Source organism: Pseudomonas sp. HN2-3 (assembly GCF_020691745.1).
GTDB classification, from domain to species: domain Bacteria; phylum Pseudomonadota; class Gammaproteobacteria; order Pseudomonadales; family Pseudomonadaceae; genus Aquipseudomonas; species Aquipseudomonas capeferrum.
Window position 1 is genome coordinate 5,145,252 of the sequence record NZ_CP085704.1, and the last position, 22,184, is coordinate 5,167,435.

General features: G+C 60.9%; 23 protein-coding genes. 9 read left to right on the forward strand and 14 right to left on the reverse strand.

What is annotated here, in order from left to right; translation table 11 throughout:
- The first annotated feature begins 2 nt into the window (after window positions 1-2).
- The 4 genes from LJX93_RS23345 to LJX93_RS23360 all read left to right on the forward strand — a co-directional run bounded on the left by LJX93_RS23345 (window position 3) and on the right by LJX93_RS23360 (window position 3,470).
- Window positions 3-1,136, forward strand: a complete 1,134-nt coding sequence (locus tag LJX93_RS23345) for a M23 family metallopeptidase (protein ID WP_186652614.1) — start codon at window positions 3-5, stop codon at window positions 1,134-1,136.
- Between the two features lie 28 nt (window positions 1,137-1,164).
- The gene (locus LJX93_RS23350) at window positions 1,165-2,484 is read left to right on the forward strand and encodes a hypothetical protein (RefSeq protein ID WP_186652615.1); all 1,320 of its coding nucleotides are present in this window, start codon (window positions 1,165-1,167) and stop codon (window positions 2,482-2,484) included.
- Between the two features lie 95 nt (window positions 2,485-2,579).
- Window positions 2,580-3,005 (forward strand): hypothetical protein, encoded by a 426-nt coding sequence (locus LJX93_RS23355; protein WP_095063812.1) that lies wholly within the window; start codon window positions 2,580-2,582, stop codon window positions 3,003-3,005.
- Between the two features lie 15 nt (window positions 3,006-3,020).
- Window positions 3,021-3,470 carry a hypothetical protein gene (locus LJX93_RS23360; RefSeq protein WP_095063813.1) on the forward strand — a complete coding sequence of 150 codons (450 nt, stop codon included), beginning with the start codon at window positions 3,021-3,023 and terminating at the stop codon, window positions 3,468-3,470.
- 26 nt (window positions 3,471-3,496) lie between these two features.
- Here LJX93_RS23360 and LJX93_RS23365 read toward each other — a convergent pair whose 3' ends face one another.
- Both LJX93_RS23365 and LJX93_RS23370 read right to left on the reverse strand, forming a co-directional pair.
- Window positions 3,497-4,243: a hypothetical protein gene (locus tag LJX93_RS23365; RefSeq protein ID WP_186652616.1), complete on the reverse strand. Its 747-nt coding sequence runs from the start codon at window positions 4,241-4,243 to the stop codon at window positions 3,497-3,499.
- 85 nt (window positions 4,244-4,328) lie between these two features.
- Window positions 4,329-4,940, reverse strand: coding sequence for a hypothetical protein (locus tag LJX93_RS23370; RefSeq protein ID WP_095063815.1), 612 nt, complete (start codon window positions 4,938-4,940; stop codon window positions 4,329-4,331).
- A gap of 111 nt (window positions 4,941-5,051) precedes the next feature.
- On the opposite strand from LJX93_RS23370, the gene LJX93_RS23375 reads away from it, so the two are divergent.
- Window positions 5,052-5,399: a hypothetical protein gene (locus tag LJX93_RS23375; protein ID WP_095063816.1), complete on the forward strand. Its 348-nt coding sequence runs from the start codon at window positions 5,052-5,054 to the stop codon at window positions 5,397-5,399.
- Here LJX93_RS23375 and LJX93_RS23380 read toward each other — a convergent pair.
- The gene (locus tag LJX93_RS23380) at window positions 5,367-6,074 is read right to left on the reverse strand and encodes an OmpA family protein (RefSeq protein ID WP_227696462.1); all 708 of its coding nucleotides are present in this window, start codon (window positions 6,072-6,074) and stop codon (window positions 5,367-5,369) included. The two genes, LJX93_RS23375 and LJX93_RS23380, sit on opposite strands and share 33 nt — an antisense overlap.
- Entirely contained in the window at window positions 6,071-6,562 is a 492-nt protein-coding gene (locus tag LJX93_RS23385) for a hypothetical protein (RefSeq protein WP_095063818.1), read from the reverse strand. The genes LJX93_RS23380 and LJX93_RS23385 overlap by 4 nt, the downstream gene beginning before the upstream one ends.
- A gap of 305 nt (window positions 6,563-6,867) precedes the next feature.
- Here LJX93_RS23385 and LJX93_RS23390 point away from each other — a divergent pair, with 305 nt between their 5' ends.
- On the forward strand, window positions 6,868-7,401 hold the full coding sequence (locus LJX93_RS23390) for a hypothetical protein (protein WP_095063819.1): 534 nt from the start codon (window positions 6,868-6,870) through the stop codon (window positions 7,399-7,401).
- Window positions 7,402-7,439: 38 nt separating this feature from the next.
- Window positions 7,440-8,693 carry a DUF6685 family protein gene (locus LJX93_RS23395; protein WP_186665802.1) on the forward strand — a complete coding sequence of 418 codons (1,254 nt, stop codon included), beginning with the start codon at window positions 7,440-7,442 and terminating at the stop codon, window positions 8,691-8,693.
- Window positions 8,694-8,741: 48 nt separating this feature from the next.
- Here the strand turns inward: LJX93_RS23395 and LJX93_RS23400 are convergent, their stop codons facing one another.
- The 5 genes from LJX93_RS23400 to LJX93_RS23420 all read right to left on the reverse strand — a co-directional run bounded on the left by LJX93_RS23400 (window position 8,742) and on the right by LJX93_RS23420 (window position 15,848).
- The gene (locus LJX93_RS23400; protein ID WP_227696463.1) at window positions 8,742-9,176 is read right to left on the reverse strand and encodes a hypothetical protein; all 435 of its coding nucleotides are present in this window, start codon (window positions 9,174-9,176) and stop codon (window positions 8,742-8,744) included.
- A 132-nt stretch (window positions 9,177-9,308) separates the two neighbouring features.
- Window positions 9,309-11,108, reverse strand: a complete 1,800-nt coding sequence (locus LJX93_RS23405; RefSeq protein WP_227696464.1) for a T6SS phospholipase effector Tle1-like catalytic domain-containing protein — start codon at window positions 11,106-11,108, stop codon at window positions 9,309-9,311.
- 26 nt (window positions 11,109-11,134) lie between these two features.
- The gene (locus LJX93_RS23410) at window positions 11,135-11,587 is read right to left on the reverse strand and encodes a hypothetical protein (protein WP_186652621.1); all 453 of its coding nucleotides are present in this window, start codon (window positions 11,585-11,587) and stop codon (window positions 11,135-11,137) included.
- Between the two features lie 97 nt (window positions 11,588-11,684).
- Window positions 11,685-12,104: a hypothetical protein gene (locus LJX93_RS23415; protein ID WP_227696465.1), complete on the reverse strand. Its 420-nt coding sequence runs from the start codon at window positions 12,102-12,104 to the stop codon at window positions 11,685-11,687.
- 156 nt (window positions 12,105-12,260) lie between these two features.
- A complete protein-coding gene (locus LJX93_RS23420; protein ID WP_227696466.1) occupies window positions 12,261-15,848 on the reverse strand; it encodes a DotA/TraY family protein in 3,588 nt (1,195 codons plus the stop codon).
- Between the two features lie 920 nt (window positions 15,849-16,768).
- On the opposite strand from LJX93_RS23420, the gene LJX93_RS23425 reads away from it, so the two are divergent.
- Window positions 16,769-17,365: a hypothetical protein gene (locus tag LJX93_RS23425; RefSeq protein ID WP_095063825.1), complete on the forward strand. Its 597-nt coding sequence runs from the start codon at window positions 16,769-16,771 to the stop codon at window positions 17,363-17,365.
- A gap of 11 nt (window positions 17,366-17,376) precedes the next feature.
- A complete protein-coding gene (locus LJX93_RS23430) occupies window positions 17,377-17,730 on the forward strand; it encodes a hypothetical protein (protein ID WP_095063826.1) in 354 nt (117 codons plus the stop codon).
- A gap of 133 nt (window positions 17,731-17,863) precedes the next feature.
- On the opposite strand, the gene LJX93_RS23435 is transcribed toward LJX93_RS23430, so the two are convergent.
- The 5 genes from LJX93_RS23435 to LJX93_RS23455 all read right to left on the reverse strand — a co-directional run bounded on the left by LJX93_RS23435 (window position 17,864) and on the right by LJX93_RS23455 (window position 22,117).
- Window positions 17,864-18,712, reverse strand: a complete 849-nt coding sequence (locus tag LJX93_RS23435; RefSeq protein ID WP_095063827.1) for a hypothetical protein — start codon at window positions 18,710-18,712, stop codon at window positions 17,864-17,866.
- 37 nt (window positions 18,713-18,749) lie between these two features.
- Window positions 18,750-19,322 carry a hypothetical protein gene (locus LJX93_RS23440; protein WP_227696467.1) on the reverse strand — a complete coding sequence of 191 codons (573 nt, stop codon included), beginning with the start codon at window positions 19,320-19,322 and terminating at the stop codon, window positions 18,750-18,752.
- A 5-nt stretch (window positions 19,323-19,327) separates the two neighbouring features.
- The gene (locus tag LJX93_RS23445) at window positions 19,328-20,170 is read right to left on the reverse strand and encodes a hypothetical protein (RefSeq protein ID WP_095063828.1); all 843 of its coding nucleotides are present in this window, start codon (window positions 20,168-20,170) and stop codon (window positions 19,328-19,330) included.
- 174 nt (window positions 20,171-20,344) lie between these two features.
- On the reverse strand, window positions 20,345-21,136 hold the full coding sequence (locus tag LJX93_RS23450; RefSeq protein ID WP_095063829.1) for a hypothetical protein: 792 nt from the start codon (window positions 21,134-21,136) through the stop codon (window positions 20,345-20,347).
- 12 nt (window positions 21,137-21,148) lie between these two features.
- Window positions 21,149-22,117, reverse strand: a complete 969-nt coding sequence (locus tag LJX93_RS23455) for a hypothetical protein (RefSeq protein ID WP_095063830.1) — start codon at window positions 22,115-22,117, stop codon at window positions 21,149-21,151.
- Between the last annotated feature and the right edge of the window lie 67 nt (window positions 22,118-22,184).

Below are 22,184 nucleotides of genomic sequence, written 5' to 3' on the forward strand. Positions count from 1 at the left end.
GTATGAACAGAACGATCTTGCGAGGCGTGGCTGCCTTGGGGCTGGCGGTTTACGCCCACAGCGCCATTGCCGACACTTGCATGGTATCGCCGACCGACAAGGAAGTTGTTTCCGGGCGTTTCGGCAAATTCCGCGGCGGCGGCTCGGGCAACTTCGGCTCGGCCAACAAGAAAGCGCACATGCACGATGGCCTCGACTTCTCTACCAGTGGCGCGTCGCAACCGGTGTATGCGACCACTGAAGGTGTCATCGCATTTGCCGGAAGCCGAGGGTCGGCGGGCAACACAGTGCTGATCAAACGGGACAACGGCGATATCGTCGCGTATTACCACCTTAGCGGTTTTGCTAATGGCGTGAAGCGCTACGCTACGGTAAAACCCGGGCAGCAACTTGGCCTGTCGGGCAATACGCCCAGCAGCAGCATGACCAAGCATTTGCACTTCACCTATGGCACCGCGCAAAAGGATGCGGCCAGGGCCAAGGCGTTTGCCGAAAATGCTCACCGTGGGCCCTTTAACCCGGCCCAGTTACCGCCCGTGTTCAATCGCCAGGACGACATTGGCTACAAGACTGACCCGGCACCCTATTTCTGCCAAACTTATTCCATTCAGGATGGCCACCCGGAGCACTACCCGATCCTGGGCAAGGATACCAAGGCGCAACACCAGATCCTGTTCGGCAATGTGCCCTCAGGCGGCGTCGCCCCCGACTCCACGGCCGAACCCGTGCAGGTGGCCGCTGCCAACGCCGATGCCGCACTCGCCGAAGCAGATGGCAAAACACCTGAGATGTACTTGTCTGACGCCGATGGCTATGGTGCCTTGCCGACAGCCCCCATTGGTGGCTACGACACCATGTCGGTTTCGGAAATGATGATGACTGAAGCGACCCGGCGGTTCAGCGACGCTGAGTGGAACAACAGCATCACGCACGTTTCCAGCCGCGCCCTGTGGGTCGACTACAACCGGGCGACAGGTGTCAGCAATTACCTGTCGGAAGCGATTTATCGCAAGAAAGAAAAAGTTGAAGCATTGCTTGCCGTTTACGCGTCGCAGAAATTGGCAGGTCAACGGGCACAGACCGATTGGGCGCATCAGCGCGCCCAGAAAGGAGCTGTGTCCAGATCCATTGAATAACGCGGCGCCCACGAAAAGGTAATCAAAGATGGAACCCAAAGAACTCGAGAAGCCTGAACCGGCCGTCGCTCACTCTGCTGCCGGGCCGCACGCCGAGCCAGGGCGCAGTTACGCAGGCATCTTGGTCCATCATGGCGCGGCGCCCGCTCACAACGACCCTGCACAACCGAAAAGCTACTACGTCACCTTGAAATCCCCCGCTGGCGAGCAAACCCTGTGGGGCGCCGAGCTTGAGCAAGCCATACGCGGCGCTGCAGTGCAGCGCGGCCAGGCTGTGCAGCTGGATTACCAAGGCAACGCCGAGCATTCGGCGCAAGCCACCTGGAGCGCACGCTCGATCGATGCGGCAGCGTTGCAGGCCGCTGACGCCAACGCAACGCCGCAGGGGGCGGCTGCCGGCCGGGATACCCCCGCCAGCCAGGCGCCAACTGCCCGCACCGAGATCGACCCCGTGGCACTCGATGCGCTGATGCAGGTGGCGGGCGATGTGAAGAAGAAAATGGACTCGCTCGACCCCGAGGAAGTGCGGCGGATCAACGCCTCCTTGCATGAGAATGACGCTGCCTCTGGCAAACGCTCGGAGCGCGAGGCCAATGGTGCCGAAACCTTGTTGCGTGGCACTGCCGAGCTGGTGGGTGGCGTCGCGTCGTTGACGGGTGCTGCCATGCAGGGCCTTGGCAAGGGTGCGGACGCGCTGGCCAATGCCTGGCGCGGCGGCTCAAAGGCGCAGGAAGCCGCAGAGCCTGCGTTCTCGGAAGAAACGGCTGGCCGGGTGCCGGTTTTGCCTCGCCTTTCCGAATACCGGGTCGATCAGGTCGAGAAAGCCGCCAGCAACTACGAGAAGGCACATGTTGCCTTCTGGAATGCGGACAACATGCCCCAGGTTCGCCAGCAGATCGAAGCGCGCGCCGAGCAAACCGGCCTGACCGTGCCCGAAGTGATCGAGAAGATGAAGCCCGATGGCGAATTCACCGACCTGCACGAAACATTCGTCGAGGCTGTAGGCCAGTCGCCCGAGGCCCAGAGCAACAAAAAAGCCATGGACAAGGCCCTCACCGGCTGGGCGCGGCAATACGGGCGCGCCCAGGAAGAGCTGCTGAACCCGGAAACCGACGGCAGCCCGCATTACGACAAGCTCAAGAACCGGCTCGAAACGTCCAGCCAGAGCATGCATGCCAACGCCGGCAATACACCGGCCTTCGACGGCGAAGCGCAATCGCACCTGGAGCGCCTCAAAGACGTCATGCAGCGCATCGCCGAGCGGCTCAAGGAAATGCTCCAAGGGATCGTCGACATGGTCCGTGGCAAGCCTTCGGGCCCATCGTCAGGCAACGATTACACCCCGTGATGGGGGCCGCCACCCCGGCGGCAGGCTCAGCACCAGGCCAATGCCGAATGGAGCCATGAAGGCGCAGGCATAAACATCCAAGCAAGGAGAACGGAATGAAAGAATACAGCAACTGGAAAGAACTCACCGCCACGCCAGAGGCCCATCTGGATTTCCTGCGGGTGGTCGATGCCAGCCTGGACGAGGGCCTGGGTGGCAAGAACCTCTATCAGAAACTGGCCCAGGAAATCACCGTGGATGGCAAGGCGTTCAGCCAGGCCTTCCACTTGAACAACCTGGAGAACAACTCGGGTAACTGGGATACCGACGAAACACCTGACCCGGTGAAACTGGAAATCGTCTCGCTGACGTCGAAGATCAAACAGGCTGACCCTGGCTACGACATGGCCCATTTCACAGTCGGTTACGAATACATGATCAGTGAGATGAAAGAACGTGGCGTAGACGTGGATGCCGGTCTGGATCACAGCGACCCGGCCCCCGCACGCACCAGCGGTTCGGACTACGAACCTGGCATGTAATGCCTGGAGGCGCCTGTGAAAAACACCCTATCGATCGCCCTGGCGTTGAGCGCATTGGCCCTGGTGAGTGCTGCCCAGGCTCAGAACGCCCCTGAGCCGGCTGAAGAGCAGTGGCAGGAGTTACCGCGCAACACCACCATCTACGTGCCAGTACCGACGCGGATCACCCCCGTATCCGCCTACCGGTCGTGTTCCGGTCGCTATGAAGGTGAACGTTGTGACTTCGCCACGCCTCAGCAGGGGGTCGTCGAAGGCACCTGCCAGGCACCCGAAATGCGCCAACCGCCGGCGTATGGGTATCAGGTGCAGCAGTACCCTGCACAGGTGCGAACGGGGTTGGTGTGCGTGCCGCCGGACGCCCCACCTTCCGGCGGCCAAGGCGCTGAGCCTGGCAACCCTGGCCATGAGACCCCTTACGCGCCCCCACCTGCCCCACTGCCGCCCGCCGAAGCCCCGGCGCAATAGCCAGCCGAGGCTGCCCGGCTCAGCGCCTAGGGCGCTGGGTCCGAGTCGTCCGGTTGCGAGCGCGGTGCAACCGCCGCCTGCATGCTCAGGATGAACTGGTGTGTTTCAGGCAGCTGTTTCTGGAACGTTTCATCCTGCTCCGGCGGGCGCTGGATGTGCCCCTCACGCAGGCCCAGCGCCACCTGCTGCTGATAACGCTCGACGAACCGCTCACGGATACGCCGGGCCTCAGGCGTATCTTCGCCGGCAAGCTCCTCCAGCAGCCCTTGTGCCGCCTGCGTGAAGACCAGGGTGCGCTGGTACTGTTCGGTCTTCAGCTCAGATTGCGCAAACGTGGACTCGAATTGCTTCTCCATCGCCTTGATGGTGAGTTCCTGCAACTCATTGGCGCTGTTGAGGGCGGCGACCACACTGGTCAGGCGGGCCTCCTCGGCCACTGCGCTGCGGTTGGCTTCGTTGGCCTTGGCGACTTGCGACAACTGCTCGTACATCAGGTCGATTACCGCCTTCTGACGCTTCACATGGTCCCTGAGCTGTACCGCTTCTGCGAAGTACTGGCGCACGTGCCCACGCAGCGGCTCCAGCTTCTGGTTGGCGTGGGCCGCGCCGGCATCCCAGCCTTGAGAATAACCGTGGGAGCGCCCCTGCTCGAAGCCCTCCCGGCGCCCTTGGTCGCGGCCAACGTGGAGGTTGGCCTCGGCCTGTTGCGCAGAGCCGTTGTAGCCGCCGTCCAGGCTCATGTTGCCCTTGCGTGCTGCCCAGTTTTGGTCCATTTCGTTACCTCCTTCCATTGGCGCATCGTCGCGTCACACGCCTCACACTCTAGATGATGGGTGCCGCGATCAGGGCTGACAGCGCCTAACGTGTGGTCTTGATCTCGGCGCCGGCTGCCTGCTCCGCCGCTGCCTGGGGCAAGGCGAACTCCGTCAGCCGGTGCACGGCGACCGCTACCCAGTCGCCCCCGAAACGTTCGTCTTCCAGCACCGACTTCAGCGCCAGGATCGGCACACAATGCCGTGCATCCCCTTGGACATAGAAAGCGGCCAGCCATTCGGGCAGCAGGTGATTTATCGCATCGTGGGTTTCGACAGTGAACATCAGTGCCAGCGTTCCGGGCATGGCCTTGACCTCTCGGCTGGGCAGCGCATCGGCCAGCCAGAATGCCACGTCGCCCAGCTGGTTGGCCTGGATCGGCAACAAGGCAATCACTTTGCCGCCGTCGTGACTCACCACGATACCCGGCTCGAGGTTGATGGTGGGTGCACCGAAGCCCAGCGCCTCATGACGAATGGGCAACGTCTTCAGAAAATGCTCCAGCAGCGTGTACATCTCGAATGCCGCTGGGATGTCTTTTTGAATGGCCGGGGTGCTCTTGGCCATCACGCTGACAAAGCCGCCGCCTGACTGCGCAAACACATTGCCACTGATGGCCTGCGCCACGAATGCTTCAAGTTCACCAAGTGAATACATGTTCAACTTCCCTGCACCGGGTCGACTAGACTGAACTTGAAGCGGCTTCAAGGTCAAAGTTACTGTCAACAGTGTGTGTATGTTTGCAGCCCAAACTTCAAGGAAGTATCAATGAGCCATCAGTTTCATTGCGCATTTCAAGCTGCCCCCGGTAACCCGGGTGGAGTACTGAATATCGGCCCGGCCTCGGTCAGTATCGACCTTGAGAACCTGCGCCTGTTTGCAGACGTGGTCGGGCAAATCGAAAAACGTCGTACGGCCGGCGAAACCCGGTCGGAAATCCTCGGCGAGTGGGCTGCTCGCGAAGGGATCGACTGGGCCCATATCGGCTTTCACCCCTGCCGCGAAAGCTACAGCCTGCGTTACAACGGGGTGGCCTGGGAATCGCCCGCCGACGCTACGATCGCGGCAGCTGCCGAGGCACGGTTATTCCTGGATAACATGCGCCTGCAGGCCTGATACAGGTGCGCGGCCCTCACTGACTTCATAGGAGGGCCTGGCTTCATTGGCCGTGGTCGAGAACTCGAATTCGACCCGGCGATTGGCGGCGCGGCCATTGGCTGTGTCGTTGGACGCAATATAGTCCCCCACCCGGCCTTGGGCACTGATCTTCGAGGCCTCCACGCCACGCCGAACCAGGTACATCTTCGCCGCTTCCGCTCTAAGCTGGGCAACGCGGCGATTCGCTTCCAGGGTGCCCACACTGTCGGTGTAGCCAAAGATCTTCACCTGCCGCGCGGCACGAGCAGAGCGCACCAACACGTCTTCATCGGCGGCGTTGGGGCGGAACCTTGAGTGGCCAAAGGCGAAGTTGAGCGTCATGTGGTTGATCGAGGCCTGGACCTGCTCCTGCCCCGCCCTGATGGCCAGCAATTCCTGGCGGCTGCCGTTGGCATCGGCCTCTGCAGCTGCCAGACGAACCCGCAGGCTCTGGATTTCCACACGCAGCGCGTTGATCGTCTGCTGCATCTGCGCAGTGTCGTCTACGGGGGGCGCCGTAGTTACATAAGACACCGGCGCGGCTGGGCTTTCAATCAATTCAAACCCCGCAAAAGCGTGTGGGGCAAGCGCCGCAGACACTACCGCCAACACCAACGGTAGCAATTTGCGCGGGGTGACAATCAGGGTGCTCATACATCTCTCCAGAACCGCAGGATCACGAAAACGATAAGCGACCAGGCATAGCCCAATAGCAGCGTCAGCGCGCCTGCCAGCAAGTACATGCGCAGCGGGTCGATAGTGTCCTGGCCAAGTGGCTTCAGGCCTGGCACCAAGGTGACGGGGAACCACGCAAACAGCAGCGCCACCAGCGGGACAAGCCACAGGCCCAGGCGCAGCCGACGGTGGTCAGCGCCGTGCGTCCACCAGGCGTACCAGCCCACGCTGAGCAGGTAGGCCGGCAGCAGAATCACGCTAAACAAAAGCACCGAGAACGACAGTGCCGCGGCGTAGAAGCGTGGCGAGCCTTCAGCCATTTCACCCATCATGGTCGCAGCGACCGCAATGACGAAGGCCAGCAGTGCCCCCAGCAATGGCACCAGCAAAAGCCACAAGGCCGCGCGGCGATCGCCCACCACCCTCAGGCCCGGCTCCACAGCAAGTGGCGGTAATGGGTAGGACATGCCTGAAAACTCCTTGTAAGGGCCAGCTGAACGGTGATGTTCAAGACAAGCGTCGCAGCATGCGGAGGCGATGCCGATCAGCCAGCGTTCAACGTCCTGTCAATTATCAAAATGGCCTGTTAGAAAAATGTTGCTCGTGATGGCGAGTATGAATTTGAGGCCATTTGCCGTCAAGGTGAAATCCTGAGGATGCACTGGCGTTCGCTTGACCAGCCGCAAGGCGTAGCGCACACTGCGGCCATGCAAAAAACGTTTTTCTAACAGGCTAAATTGATAGCACTTTGTCATCCAGAAGGATCTGCCGCATGAAAGCACTGCAACTCGCCGTACCGCTGCTGGTTTCGCTCGCCTGCTCTGGGGCGTACGCCGAGCAAGTCGACCAGCCCGAGGCCAACGCACGCCTGGCTCAGGTCTTGACCTGCCAACGCAACGTCTCGCCAGAAGAGTTCGAAGCACTGGTTAAAACAGCCAAGGGCAAAGCCATCGTGCAGGCCTCGGACTTGTCCGATGGCGAATACACGGTGCCGAACCCGCTGGACGTTTTCGGTCGCCCCGTCACCCGGCTTGCACTGCACCCAGGCTCCAATGGCGAAGGTGATTTCAACTCCTACTCCGGCGCATTCAGCGGCGAAAGCATCCAGACGGTGGCCAAGCTGGCCGGCGTCCCCAGGGACCCAATCGGCGACTACAAGAAAGAGGTCGGCAACCATGACCAGTGGCTGTATGTAGATTCAGGCAGCACCTACATCAGTTGCGCGTACGATGTGCGCACAGTGGCGAAAACCATCAAACGCACAGCGCGCGACGCCGCGGACGCCGTCAAACGGGCCACCCAGTAACGCCACGCCAACCGACATGCGCTGAATGGAGTCATGCCATGAGCTTCAGAACACTGGCTGCAAAGTTTCTGGAAACGGTCAAGGACGACCTGGGCATCCCGGCCCGGCTGCGCCGAGTCATTGCCGAGCAACCCGCCCTGCGCAGGCGGGTCGATGACACTGCAAGTGTCATCGCGTTATCGAGCGTGGTTCGCTGGCATGAATGGTCGCACCGCATCGGCTTCGGCCACGGTAGCGAAAGCAGCGGCGAAGTCAGAGGTTGGCGCTCGGCCAACGGCCGCTATCAGGGTGAGCACCGGCACATCCCCGCACTGGCCCGGCTCAGCAGGCGCGAGACGACAGCAGACTTCGCCTGCGATATCACCGACGTGTCCGGCCTGTCGGCGTCGAAGTCCGAACTGTATCGCTTCAACTCCATGCAGCAGATGGCAGAGCAGGCCTGCCAGGCATTCACCCAAGACCTGAGCCAGGAGGGCCTTGCGCAAAACCTGCGCTGGCCCGAGGTGCGCATTGTTCATGGCGGCTCCGACTTCATGGTCAGGCACGACTGGGATGATGGCTTGTACCTGGTCAACAGCGGCGGTTCGCACCACTTTGTCGCGGCCCAGCATATCGCCAGGCACCTGCAGCAACCCGTTGCCTTGCAAGGCCGCCTTGAGCGCTACGGCCTGGATGCCGATGCGGTGGCTCAGCTGAACGACGAATACGCCATCTACGCCGTTGCCAAGGACGCCTACTTCTCTGACGCGCTCGATGCCCTGCGCGACTTCAAGGCCACGCACTTCTGGGGCGATCTGCCACACCCTTATGACAATGGCCTGGCCATCTTCCTGCCCAAAGAGGAACCGCGCTCACGCAAGGTTGCCGAGGTCTTTGCCAGCGAAGGCTTTACCAACGTCGGCGAGATACTGGTGGAGCTGGCCTCGGAGAACGCAGCCGTGCAACGTCGCGACCGCCAGGACGAGATGCGCAAGCGCATTGAGGCCTTGCCTGGCCTGGAAGCAAAGGCTGGCGTGGCGCACGTGTTCGGCAAGCATGCAGCGGCGAGCCTGCGCCACGAACTGGCGACACAGGTGGACTGGCCAGCCGTGGAGCGAGCGACGCTGGAGGAAGCCTTTGGCGTGCATCGGCTCGACGCCCAGAGCGTGTTCGAGGGCCTTTGCCAGCACAGCCCAGGCGCTGTCTCCCCCCACTCCCAGAACACCCTGCGCGCTACCGTGGACGGCTATGCAGCCCTTCATGAGCGGCAACTGGACAGCCAGGCAACCCCAGATGCACCGAGCCCCGACTGAAGGCGGGGCTCGGACGTTTCGGCTCGAACAAGCAGTTGGGTGCAGTCGCTACGCTGAACAATACTGCTTGGCCATCTGGTGGATGCGTGCTGCTGCTTGCGCCTGGCCTTGAGCCTGTTCGCACGCCCAAAGCAGTGTCGCGGCGTCAGGCACGGCCTGCGCCCCGCTCGCCCGCTTCGACACGAACCACAACGCGCGCATGACAAACAGCGGGTCGCTGTCGAGGCGCTGATCACCCACTGCACGCAAATGGCCGACCAGCGCCTGAGTCGCCTTGACCAACCCGTTGCCCTGGCCAAACTGGGTCAAAGTGCCCAGCGCCTGCGGCGCCATGGAAGGGTGAATCGTCAGCGGTGTGCAGAGGTCGGAATCGAGTAAATCCCAGAACGTCACGCCATCCTTGCAGACCATCCCCACACGGCGGCCACCGGCCATGTCATCGACCTCGATAAAGGTGCCTGGCTGGTATTTGTGGATTTTCATCATGTAGCCCTTACGGATTGACTGACCGACCCACGTCGGTAACAGGTGCATTCTAAGCAAGCAGCCTGCAAAAAGCGTAACCGCATGCGCTTACCGACACCTGTTGTTGATGCAACGCAACGTCGAGCGCTTTCACGGCTCGGGGGCATCCCAGGTGACGGTACGCTCCAGTTCGCGCTCCGCAGAATAGGCAATCATCGCACGCGCCAATGGCTTGCCATCCGCGCCGGGTATCTCGCAGGCGTCCTTCAAGGTGCCTTCCGGTCGCTCGGCGATCCAGGTTGCAGCTTGCTTGAAGCCATCGTAGAGCATCCCTGCCTGCGCCGCCGGGTCTATATGCTGCAGGTCGATCGCGACCAGCACGCCGCGCGCACTGGCAAACGATGGCGCTTCATGCACAGCCTCCAGGGTGCCCACCACATTGCCGTTGGTGTCATGCAGCATGAACGGATCATCGATACCCAAGGGCGCTTTGGCAAGGGCGCCGATAGCCGCATCGGCAACAATGCGGCTGGCCTCGTATTCAAAACCCAGATCGGCAAATGCCGAGGAGCCTTCGGGGTCAATGCGTACCACGGCATAGTTGGCTGAAAAGGCCGGCTTGGGTACCGGAACCTCTTCAAGCGCCAACCTTTTGAGGTGTTCGACTTCGGGCTTGGAGCTTGCTAGCAACGACGAGAGTTCCGCCACTTGCTGCTGGGACTGAGCTGCCAATCGTGACGCGTGCTCAGCCTTGCGGGTCGCCATCCTGTCCTTGATGTTGCTGCCGGCAGGGTTTTCAGGGGTGGCCGCGCTATTTTCAGCCTTCTCGTCCCACGCGAAGAATTTCTCACCTACCTTTCTGCCGATGCGCTGGACAAGCGGCTCGCCCAGCGAGTCATCGTTTTCAAAGATGACCTTGCGACCATTGACTTGCTGGCCGAACGGCTGGTCCTGCCGCCTGAACGGCAAGAGCGTACCGCGCTCGGTCGGGAAGGCTTGATTATTGACAAGCGTGAACGACCCATCGGCATTGCGCTTGAACGCCTCGTTGCCTTTGATCAGGCGAGAGTCGATCAACGCTTCCTGCAGCCGTTCGGGGTCTTTGATCAATGCATTGTACTGCTCGATACGCTTCAACTCTTCCGGCGGCATTGGCCCCATCTCGATGCCCGCCGACTTCAAGCGATCGTACATGAACGCCAGCGGGCCAGCGGCCAACAGATCATTACGGTAGCCGCCACCGACCTGGGAATGCGCGCCCGCGAACTTCACCTCTTCAATGCGCGAGTTGTCGTCATTACGCAGCGCACTGGTCAAAGGGAACGTTGAGCGATATTCATGCATCGCCACCAGATGCGTGGTCGACTTGACGTTTTTGCTTATCTCCAGATTTTTGTTCGGGTGGCTATCGGTGATGGGGATGCCATAGGAAGCAACGGTGTCGAATATGCCGAGCTTGTTAACCTCGGCCTGGCCCGGCGGGACAAGATACTCACGGGTGGGTTTCCAGTTGCTGTCGAGCCTTGGCACACCCCGGTCGATGATCTCGTTCGCCAACGCGCGGGCCTGCGCCGCACCACGGCTGAAGCCGATCACGTTGACATCGATATCGAGGTCCTGGTTTTTATTGTAAAAGGCGACGAAGGCGTCGTAGGCCTGTTCGATACGGTTCTGGCCACCCAAACCGGTTCCCCGTTCGAGCAACGCATTGGGCGTGCTCGACCTCTGGCTGCCCACGCCATCGAGGTAGATCTTCTCCGACTGCCCGGCGTATTGCGCCGGGTCGTACTTCAAGGGCACATGGTCGGAGTTGACAGCCAGATTGGTACCTTGCGCGGTATCCAGCTCGAAGAGCCGGGCTACATTGGTGTGGCTACCCGTGGGTTTATCATTATCTTTGCTATTAGCCGTACCATCCAGGTACACACTAAAGTACACAGATTTACTCATTTCATGTCCCTATGAACAACGACGGCTCAGGCTTCATTCAACTTGAGAATGTGGGCCTTTATTGCGTTACCCGCGCGCTCCATAAAATCTCCGTAGAACGCCTCACCCAGGTGGAGCAAGGGTGAGCCGTCCAAGGAATCTGCCGCCGCATCCAGCGCAATGACGCCGAATTGCTCCGCAATAATTTCGATACTGCGTGTGCGCATTTCTGGGTGGTCGTAGGGCTTCTGGTACCACGTGGCAATTTGGTACTGAATGTCATTTCGCTCGAATGCTGCATACAAATGCTCGGCTAACGCAATGACGGTTTCGCGGATCAGGCCGGGGTCGATAGCGCGCTCTTCGAGCAATGCTTCGACGGGGGCGTTGGCAACCGCGAGCAGGTCAGCAGTGGTGTAGCCTGGCATCGGCGGAAATACCCCAGGGGGTAGTTCTTCGTGGGGACCAGACGCTTGACGCGTGTTTTCGTCGTCGTGCATGGGATGCTCCTAGCGCGGCACTGTAGCCTGAATACTAACTACAGATATGGTGAAAATCAATTTTCTAACAGGCTATTTTGACAAAAATATGCAGTAATCAGCTCGCCCCCCCCACCTTGTCAAAGGCACGCCCAGGGCCATTCTGCAAAGCCTGTACAGCAGCGTGGTACAGCAGCGTCAGATCTTGCCTGGCTGCGAGCACCTCACCGTAGAAAACCGCCGCCACGAAGGGTGCCACCCGAAAGAAGTCAGGCAGCTCACCTTGAGGGCTGGCGTGCAGCGGAAAGATTGGGTTGGCAGGCGCAGCCAGCTCGAACTCATAGCCGAACCCGCCCAGCCCCGTACGCTCGGATAACGCCTGGGCAATGCACAACACGGCCACCAGGCCGATATCGGCTACATCGTCGGCATACAACTCCCCGCCATCGTAGAAGAACTGTTCACCACGCACGATGGCCTGATCAGCCAGCCCGGTAAGGAGCCGTCGAAGCTGGTCTTCCAGTGGATTATCAACCATGCGAAGCCTCTGCTCAGCGCGGCCTCAGCCGCGTATCAAGTTGCGCACACCCATTGCGCGTCACCGTCCAAGACAGCCAAGGGCGGGAATAATTCCCCGCCTGCCGGCTATCCGTGGGCAAATGGCCACCCGCTCGGAGCAAGGCGGCCTGCCTGCTTATCGATCTTCTTCGTGGCCGACATTGGAGCGGCCGGTAGCATAAGGCTCACCGGCACGCGATGTGCCGCGACCGGTCCACTGGCCATCGGCACCCTCCTGCGCAGTGCCGGCGGAGCGTTCGGTAGCTGTCGCTTGCCCGCCTTGGTGACTCGCCGAGGATGCCCCGGCAGCAAGCGTCGCGCCGCTGAACTGATGGTCCTTGGCCCCAGCGTCGCCTGCCCGCCCAGCGGAGGCTGCAGCCGGCTGCTGAGCACCGCCATCCGCGACGGACGCCGCACCACCTGGTGCAGCGCCGCTGGCGGCATAAGGCTGCCCGGCAGACGCCGTGGAGCGACCCGCCGACTGGCCAGCAGCACCAGCCTGCGCGTTGCTGCTGGCACCGTCGGCAACGGCCCCGCGCCCGCCCTCGTTACTGGCCGAGGATGCCCCAGCAGCAAGCGTCGCGCCGCTGAACTGATGGTCCTTGACCCCAGCGTCGCCTGCCCGCCCGGCGGATGATGCAGCCGGTTGTTGATCGCCGCCACTTGCGCCGGTCGCCGCACCGCCCGGTGCAGCGCCGCTGGACGCATAAGGCTGCCCGGCAGACGCTGCCGAGCGACCCGCCGACTGGCCCGCGCCGCCATCCTGCGCATTCACGCCGGAGCCGTCGGCAGCTGCCGCTTGCACACCCTCGTTACTGGCCGAGGACGCCCCAGCAGCAAGGGTCGCGCTGCTGAACTGATGGTCGCTGAGCCCGGAGTCATCCGCACCGCCGGCAGATGAGGCGGCTGATTCCTGATCGCCCCCCCCTCCGACAGGTGCTGCCCCGGCCGATAGCGATTGCTTGAACGCCTGGATACGTGCGTCAGCACCTTCGTGATACGCCGCCTTGCCTTCCGCACCAGCAGTCGCAAACGCTTGCTTGTAATCGGCCCCGGCGGCGCTCGCAGCAGACGCCAGACCGGCACCGGCCGTCAACGCGCCCGCCTTCACCCCATCACGCATGCGCCCACCAATAGAGCCTGCTTCCGAGCCGCGGAACGATTCCACGCCCGCACGGCCGGCAGACAGCGCGGCACTGCCGGCGCTGCGCATGGCCCTGCCTGTCGAAGCGGCACCCCCCGCAACTGCCCGGCCCAGGGCAACACCAGCTGCATCACTGACTCGCTGGCCGTTCGTACGGCTGTCACTCGGTGCACTGTCGCCGGTCGCATCCGACTCCCGCGATGCCGCCCCACCTGCGCCTTGGCCGTTTGCACTGAGCAGTGGCGTGCCGCCGCCTGAGCCGCCGCCGCGAGGCCCACCCCCCTTGGGATCATTGGGCGAACCGCCATCAGGCGGTGGCAGCCTGCCCTGGGTGCCGCCACCCAGGCGCATGCCGGTACCACTGCCCTGAACGCTCGAGCCAACCCGGCTCATGCCGCCTCGCATATCAGCCACCGCACTGGTCTCACCCATGCTGCCAAGGCCCCCGCCGATCCAGCTGAGCACCTGGTCAGGCAGGGTCTGGGGCAAGCCGAAGATCATGTACAACACGGGCAACAACGTCAGCCCGAACACCATGAACCACCACGCGAAGGTCAGAAACTCCGAAATGATGCCCACATTGCCCGAGGAGGTCACCACCGCACCGCGCATGGCGAAAAAGCCCTGGGCTATGTAGTCGATCACCGGGTCGGACACCAACACCGCCGCGAACAGGCCAAGCACGGCCAGCGCCGGGCGAGCGAACAGCGACAGCAACAGCAGGTAGCCTTGCGTCTGCGAGCCCACGAAAGTGCGGTCCGGCGTCATGTGCATCACAGCCCAGAGCGGCGCCGCAATGATCGACTGCAACACAGCGAGCAACCAGCCAACAAAAACGATCATGAACAGCGTGTAGGGCAAGCTGGGGAGGAACACAGCAAAATAGAACGCCAGCGGCTCGATGTAGCTGGCCATCAACGCCAGTTGCTTGACCGGCACCTCCATCACCCAGTCCCACAGCGGGGTCACGACCTTGTCCAGGTCCAACCCGTTGCCCAAGCCTTTGACCGACGAAAGCGTACCCGCAAGCACCCTCACCGCTGTTCCCGCACTTTTGATGGCGACATCGGCCACCAGAATGCCGGCGCGAGCTACGACCAGGTAATCACCCACGCACTTCATGCGGTTGAGCGAGCCCCCCATCTGCCCCGCCGTTCCGCAGAGCGGCGTCTGCCCATTGCTGCCCGCCCCCGTGGCGATCTCCACCACGTTCAGCATCACGCCGTTGACGAACGACGACATCTTCGCATCCATGTCGGCGCGCAAGGTGCTGACACTGATATCGCTGCCGGGGTCCTTGGGGATCAGGCTCGCGATGTCTTCGGGCTTGGCCGAGGTCGAAGATTTGTAGCTGGTTTTTTCTTCTGCCTTCTTGTCGATTGCCTCAGTGACCGTTGTCACGCTGTTGGCCAGCAAAAAGAACCGGGCATCGCCAGGCAGTGCGCCCAGGGAGGGCGCACTGACCGCACCCACCGGCTCGGCAAGCACGCCTGCAATTTGCCCGCGGACCATGCCTACACGCTGGAACCACCCCCCGGCTGCCGCCCAGCCATCATTGGTAAGCGTCTTCAGGAAGTCGTCGAGCCCCCCGTTGACACCCGACGCCTGGTTGGTGACCTGGGCGACGATATCGGTCGCCACCTTCTGCTCCCACTTGTTCACAATGACGTTGAACTGGCCGGAGTCGACTTGATCCCAGCCCGTATCATTAATGGTGGCTGGCCACTGCCGCACCCAGTCATCCAGCTCTTTCATCATGTTGATGGCTGCTGCGCGCTTGATGCCCTGAACCTGCACGCGCATCTGCTCCAAGGCTTGGGCAGTGGCATCCGTCTTCGTCTGCGCCTGGTATTCGGCCACTTTCACAGAGCCGCAAAACGCGGAGCCGCCCGCCAGGTTGGTAACCTTGTTGCGGTCTTTCAGGTCGAAAACCCATTCCTTGCGGCCATCCACAATGGTGAATTTGTCTTCGGTCCTGTTCTTTTTCGCGCCAACTTCAGGGAGTGCACCTGAGGCGGTGTTGTCGGCATAGATCGAGTTGGCCGCCGTCGCGCAGTAAGACCCCGCCAGGTAGCCGCGGGCAAAATCGCGCAGCCCATAGAAGTTGCCGGGAGAGTTCACCCCTTCGACAACACCGTTCGGGGACAGAACCCCCATGGCCATGCCCGCTTTATAGGTGCCGTTGGCAAAACCAACGCCCCACAAGGCGAACATCAGCACGATGAGCTGAATGAAAGAAAAGCCACTGGTTGTCGGCAGCAACACGGCGCCACCTGCCACGATCCGTACCGGCGTCCACAATGAGGACCAGCTCTTGCCCATCGCCTCACCGTCGTTGGCGGTGTTGGTCACGCCCATCACCGCTACGTACGAGACGATCAGCGAGCCGATGATCAGGATCCCGCTGTTGAAGAAGCCGAACATCGTCGCAAGGATATTCGCGCTTGCCTCAACCGTATTGGGGTCGGTGCCTTTGACCAATGCATCGATGACCGGGCCGAATATCCGGCCTAGCATCTTGACCGATTGGTCGGTGCAGGCGCTTGGATCGCTGCACGGAGAGAACGGCATCTGAGCCATTGTGAATACCTACCTGAATCGAATTGCGGACGGATTATCTGAATCGTTCGCGACGAATTCCCCTTGGAGTGCTCCGTCGTCCTTGAGATGAGCTGTCGTGCAGCCGCGTAAGCGAAGGCCTAGACGGGCATGCGTTCTAGCTTGAGCCATGGTTCCACCCTGTGAGCCGTAATCCTGCGGATAGCTAAGGTCGGGCAATCTTAAACCAGACATCACAGAATTATCAAAAAAATGTTACGAAAGAAAACTAACAAAACGATTTCAGAACGTGTGCGCTGCTGAAAATCGGCGATCTCGCAAGCCACCCAAGCTTGCCAGCTCACCACAGTAAAACCTATCAAAACAGGCTATAAACAAGCTTAAATCCATGAAAAATCATGAATACTGCTTGAAATGCACATACGCCCCCTGGGGTTAAATCGACCTCCATTCGCATACTCGACCCGTTCTCGAATGATCCATGAAATGGCGAAATTTCATCTTCAATTAGGCTTTCACACGGCTGCAAAACCGCTAAAAAAGCAGATTGCTCTTACGCAGCCCCACCAGGCACGCAAACGCAACAACAGGCGAAAACGCCCGTATCACTGGGGTTTCAGCGCCTAGCTTGAAAATGGGCGGTTTTTTCGTGCTCAACCCGCCTCGGTACATCCGGCCATGGTGGGGGATACTATAAAACACTGAAAAAAGCGTTTGACTCGACTCGCTCACAAGAAATAAAACAGTAAAAATGCTATGGTCACTCATGGCAGACGCACCCAGGTCTGCGAGGGAGCACCCACAGCACGTCGCAAAGCCGCAATCGACGCTTCGCATCAGCCGATGCGACTGGCGTACGGTGAGCCGCGCAGGGAAGCTGACGTTGCTGGATGCCGACTGATTCGGGCACGTTCAAGCCCTGTGAAAAACGACGGACATAGATGCAGCTATCAATACGTGATGCCAGCCGATTCGTGATCGGCGCCGGGTTAATGCGCCAGAAAGCCATCGAGGCCTCGGGCAACCCGGCAATTAGTTTTGAGAACGTAGCGCAAGCCGCACTGCGCGAAGGCCCCGACGGCCAGAAAATCCGGCAAACCATCGACACGCTGGCTGACCAGGAATCGGCCTGGCTGCGCAATACGCCGCCTCACACCCTGAACTCCGATCGGGTCATGCAGAGCCGGGCCGCCGAAATCAGCGCATTCACAGCCATCCACCGCGCCGTGATCAGCACCGTGGCCTTCGACGCGGCCCCACAAGCCGAAAAAGGCGCCGCCGAAACCGAACTTCGCCAATCGCTGCTGCATGTACTCGAAGCGATCGACAACACGCCCGGCTCACGGGCCGACCGTGAAGGGCTGCTGAGCAATCTGCGCGATCAGGTGGTTGCGGTAGCGGGCGACGGCGACTTCATGAAGCGCGCGCTGCGCGACAGCGAACAGGCGTACCTGGCCGCCGACCTGGACAAGACATTTGCCCGTTACGCCAATCCATCGCTGTCACGCAGCGAGGGCCTCGACGACTACAGCATGTAAGGACGCACGCCATGCCGAGCGCACAGGATTTCCAGAGCTTCACAGCCTCCGTATTCCCCTCTCAAGCGGCGGAGATCGTCATTGACAAGCAGCCTGTTCTGGCCGATTACGGCCGAGAGCTGCGCAGCGCCATCAACCAGCTCCCACCCGAAGCGACCCGAACACTGCTCAGCGAGTATGGCGGCGCGACCGCGCAGGTCGTCACCTCGATCGAGGACGCCATTCTGCTGCGCGAGTTTGCGCACGAGCGTGCCGCTCAACAGGCGGACCTCAGCCAGGAATGGCTGAACGCCGCAGACAGGCACGGCCCCGGCATCAATGAGGCAGCGGTGGCGGCTGACGATACATGGAACATGGCGCCATGACCGCCCTCGGCAACTGAGTGGCGCAGTAAACGCAGGCAAGTACCCCGCAGCATGGAAGATGATGGGCAACCACCTCCACACTGCGGGACTGGGCTTGCCGGCGATCAACTGCGCAGCAAGCCCACTGGCAGCGCTAGCGTGCAGCCGCCGAGAACTGCCGGGAGTGGTCTTTGCAGCCCATCGATGCCACCGTGAAGCGCACTTCATAGCGCGAATAGTCGCCAGCTGAAATATTCGAAGGCCGAGGGCCTTTATCGACGGCCTTGCTGTACCCAAGCACCGCCTCACAGGCAATCAACTCACCGATCTGGGTGTTGAGCTCTGCCACTCGCTTGCGCATACCCTGCGCGAAGCCAGCATCGTCCAGCACCACCGGCGTGCGCTCGGGCGTGGTGACCAAGTCTGCATACTGCCCATCGGCAGCACCCATGAAGCTCACGCGAATGGAGATGTTGCCGTTGCGATCAACGCGCGGATACCCGGCAAAACGGACCTTGAACTGGTTGATCGGCGCTAGCTGGCTGACGGTTCGGCCGGCCACTTTTTCCCAGTAGGCATTGGACGGGTTGGCAGGGTCATAGGCAGGCACGCCCCTGTCGTACGGCTTGCCCGCCATGCGCAGTTGCTCCTGGCGCAAGAAATAGCCGTCGCGGCAGGTTTTGCTGATTTTTGCATCCATGGGCTGGCCCGACTTCGCGCTGTACAGCATGGCTGCGGCACATTCGAAGTCGTATTGCCCGTTCAGGTACAGGTACTCGCCACTGTTGAGGGGGCTCAAGCTGTAGTTGAGATCCAGCCCACCACTGCCCGCGCCACCTGCGATCCCGGTCACGACGCCAGTAGGCATCAACGAGGCCAGGGAATTGGCGGCCTCATCGGAAAAGCGAATCTTGGTAGTCCCGTCCGGCATCTTCTCGGTGGTTACACAGCCCGCCATGGCCACAGCGGCCAGAATAGGCAGGATGAGTGTGCACTTGGTCATGCTCGTATCCTTACTTGTGAATTCTGCTTGAGCGCGATCAGAAGAACCGCCCCATGTCTTGCTGCTGAACTTTCGCCTGCTGGGTCTGCTGCAGTTGCTGCACCACATCGCCTGGGCGCATCTCGACAGGCTCGCCACAAGGCTCACCGACATCGATCACGTAGCCGTCACGCACATTCACATGCACGAACCGAACGAACTTGGCGCGCGCCATGAGCGCACGCTTGCTGCTCTCATCAACAAAAATGCCGAGCGACAAGGGCGGCATACGGGCATCCATGAAGCTGACGCCTTCGACCGACAGGTACAGGCGATCGGAGACGTAAGCGGCCTGGAAAGGCATGTGAGCAGCCCAGGCCGCCTCGAATGGCTGAACACCCACATACAGGGTGTCGCCCTCCAGCGCGAAACTGAAACGCCCACTTTGCATGGGCGAAAGCAACATCACGCGCTCATGCCGGGGATGACGCAGCACTTCGTCCCGCTTGAAGTTCGCCGTCCAACGCAGAAAGTTGGCGTAGGCCACCACTTGCCTGGCAGCCCGCGTTACCCGTGCCCGCTCTTCTGCGCTGATTGCCGGCCCCACATCCTTTTGGCCCTGGTTACCCATCTGCATCAGTCCTCGTGCTTTTTGCGTTTTTCCAGCATGCCGAAGAAGTCATCAAGGATCTTGTTCAACATCTTCTGCGGCGTGTGGCCGAAGTTTTTCGCATGTTCGGAAACGCGCTCATGGTTGTCATTGCGCAAGGTGTAAGAGTTTGACGGGTCCTTTTTCCGATTGCGGAAGGAAATAAGCCCCGACCGGCGCGCCATCGACATCATGCGCTCGTAATCCGTGTGCGAAATGTTGAACTTCTTGCGGATATCGACCTTGGTCAGCCGCTCATCCGCCTTCATCAACCGCACACTTTCCAGCATCAGGTTATGCAGCTGGTTCAACCGCACCAGGTGGTTGAAGCCACTGTCGATCTGCCCACGCTCTACTGCACCGCGATCGGTGTCGGGACGGGCCAACCCGCTCGATAGGTTCTTCAGCACGACTTCATCGGACAGATCAAGCGGGTTTCGGTTCTTCTTCGTTTCTTTAAAGTCGGGCGACTCGCCGCTCAGGTAGTACACCGAGCCTTGTTTGGCGATTTCCACTTCCAGGAAAGAACACGCCACCATGAAAATGTCTTCGGTGCAGAGCTTGCGCGACACGCCTTGCTGAATGGCTTCGCGGCTCAGCGCCTCACCCGCGGCGCGCATGGCGGCGTGGGTATGCTTGGTCCGCTGAATGTCCTGGACCATGTTGAAATACGACTTCAACGGCAGCACCTTGTCAGACAAGTTGACCAAGGGGTGCAACTCTTTGACGGTATCTGCCAGTACATCCGGCGAGGGGACCAGCAGCGACCTCAGGCCTTGGGCAAGGGATAATAATTTAGCCCCGTCTTTTACTTCATTCGCTGGTCGCATATACGTACCTAAAGGTTCTCCAATCCAAAATAGTCTTCACGTGCTGGCGGGCGCAGAACCCCGCTCAAGCAGAACAGCAGACGAAGGCTTCACGAGCATCGCCTGCTTATCTCCAATCCTGGAAAAGATCCTCCTTCGGCACCTGCATAGCAGCGAAGATGGGAGCAATTGAAATCATTGCGGTGCCAGGCATCCGAGGTCTCCGCCCTGCCCTGGGTCAAGCCCCATGGACTGCAGCGTCTGCTTGGTCAGCTCGACCTGCGCCTTGATCGACTCGGGATCGTTCGCCATCTGCTGCGCGACAGCATTTTCAATCGGCGACTGACTGGAAGCAAGATGTGACAGAGTCGACAATACGGCAATGACCAGAACGGGCGGCACGACCCACGCCAATACCGCCTTGCGCCGGCGTGACCGGGCCTGGCGCTCTGCGTCGCTGGCGGCCTGCTCGCGCAGCGCCTTGCGTGACGGCTGGGGCGCTGCAGCGTGGTACTGCGCACTCGCCACAACCGGCTGCAAGGTCTCCGGCTGCACGCTAACCTTTTGCGCTTCTTCGCGCTGGAAGTAGTCGTTCAGGGCCTCGTTCAAACATTCCGAAAGCGCCTGGCGCACCTGATAGGCAACCAGTGCCGGGTCGATGTGGGTGAGCGCGCCCTTGCGATCCGCCTCGGCATGGAACACCAACTGCAGGGCAGCCAGCTCGTAGCTCGACAACACGTCGGCATCATCCTGGATCGCCAGGCTGACACTTCCCGTCAGCATGCGCCGGTGCCCATCATCTTCAGCGGCGTCCAGGCCTGCCACCACCAGGGACAGCTGCTTGAACGCCTTGGGGATGCGCACGGTGCGGGTAGCCCGCAGCGCGTCATGTGGGCTCTGGCTGTCGAACACCACCAACAAATGCTCGGCCGAGCCGAAGAGGCGGATGCTGGGGTCGAATACGAAGTTCGGGGCTTTGGCTTTCATGTACTTTGCTCCTTAAAGTTTTCCAAAGATGTCTTCAAGCACGACGGCCTGCGAAAGGCCCGTCATCATCCTTGGCTTCCCTGTGCGGTGGTCGACGAAGAAGGCAGCCGGGACACCCGCTTGCTCCTTGCCGTTGTTTTCGAATGCTGCGTACAGAAACGCCAGGTTGGTGCTCAGCTGCTCCACCGTCTCCGGCGAAGGCTCGGAGCGAATCTGTTCGTGCTTGCCGAGCACCCGCTCAAGCGTGTGCTGGTCCTTGGCCTGCAGGATCGTGGCAGCAAGCGGCACGCCATCTGCCGGGTTGCCCAGCGCAGCCGACGGGATCCACTTGATGGTGTGGCCCTTTGCCGCGTAAGCCCTTGTTAAGTTGTACGCCTCGCGACAATACGGGCAGCGTGGGTCGATGATGATGTAGACGGTATCGCCGATATCGCCATCGCCTTCCTTGACGCCCGCCAGCGAGTCAACCGTCTTCATCGATTCAGGTACCGCGCCCTGGTATTTACCGTCCATGGCTGCAGCTTCCCGCACGTTCGTGGCTTCAACCGGCGACATCTGCGGCGCGGCCGGTGCAGCGGCTACGGGCGGGCTTGCCGGGCGAGTGTTGTTCAGCTGGGCCACACCCGGCAGGAAGGCGTCGGAAATGTTCGCGCCTGTTTCAGCATTCCAGGCCACCCCGGTGAACAGCACCGAGGAATCCGGTGTGCTGAACAGCACCACTTGGTGGCCGTTCTTTTCCACGGTCCAGGCAGTCAAGCCGCCCAGGCCGACAGGGCGGGCGTTGACGATGCGGCCGTAGCGCGATACCCGCTGCGCAGTCAGGTCATCGAGTGGCTGTTGCGCAGGGTTTGCCGCAACGGCACCTTGAGCGGTGATGAAGGAAGAGAGGTCTGCCGTTTGAGCAGGGTCGGCATGGGCGGCTGAAACCCCCGCCGCAAGCGCCGCCAACACGGCTACAGGTCTTGCAATCACACCTTTCATGGCTCGATGTCCTTATTAATAATCCAATACGACCGTATTCTAACAAAAAAGTAGAACTTGGCACCAA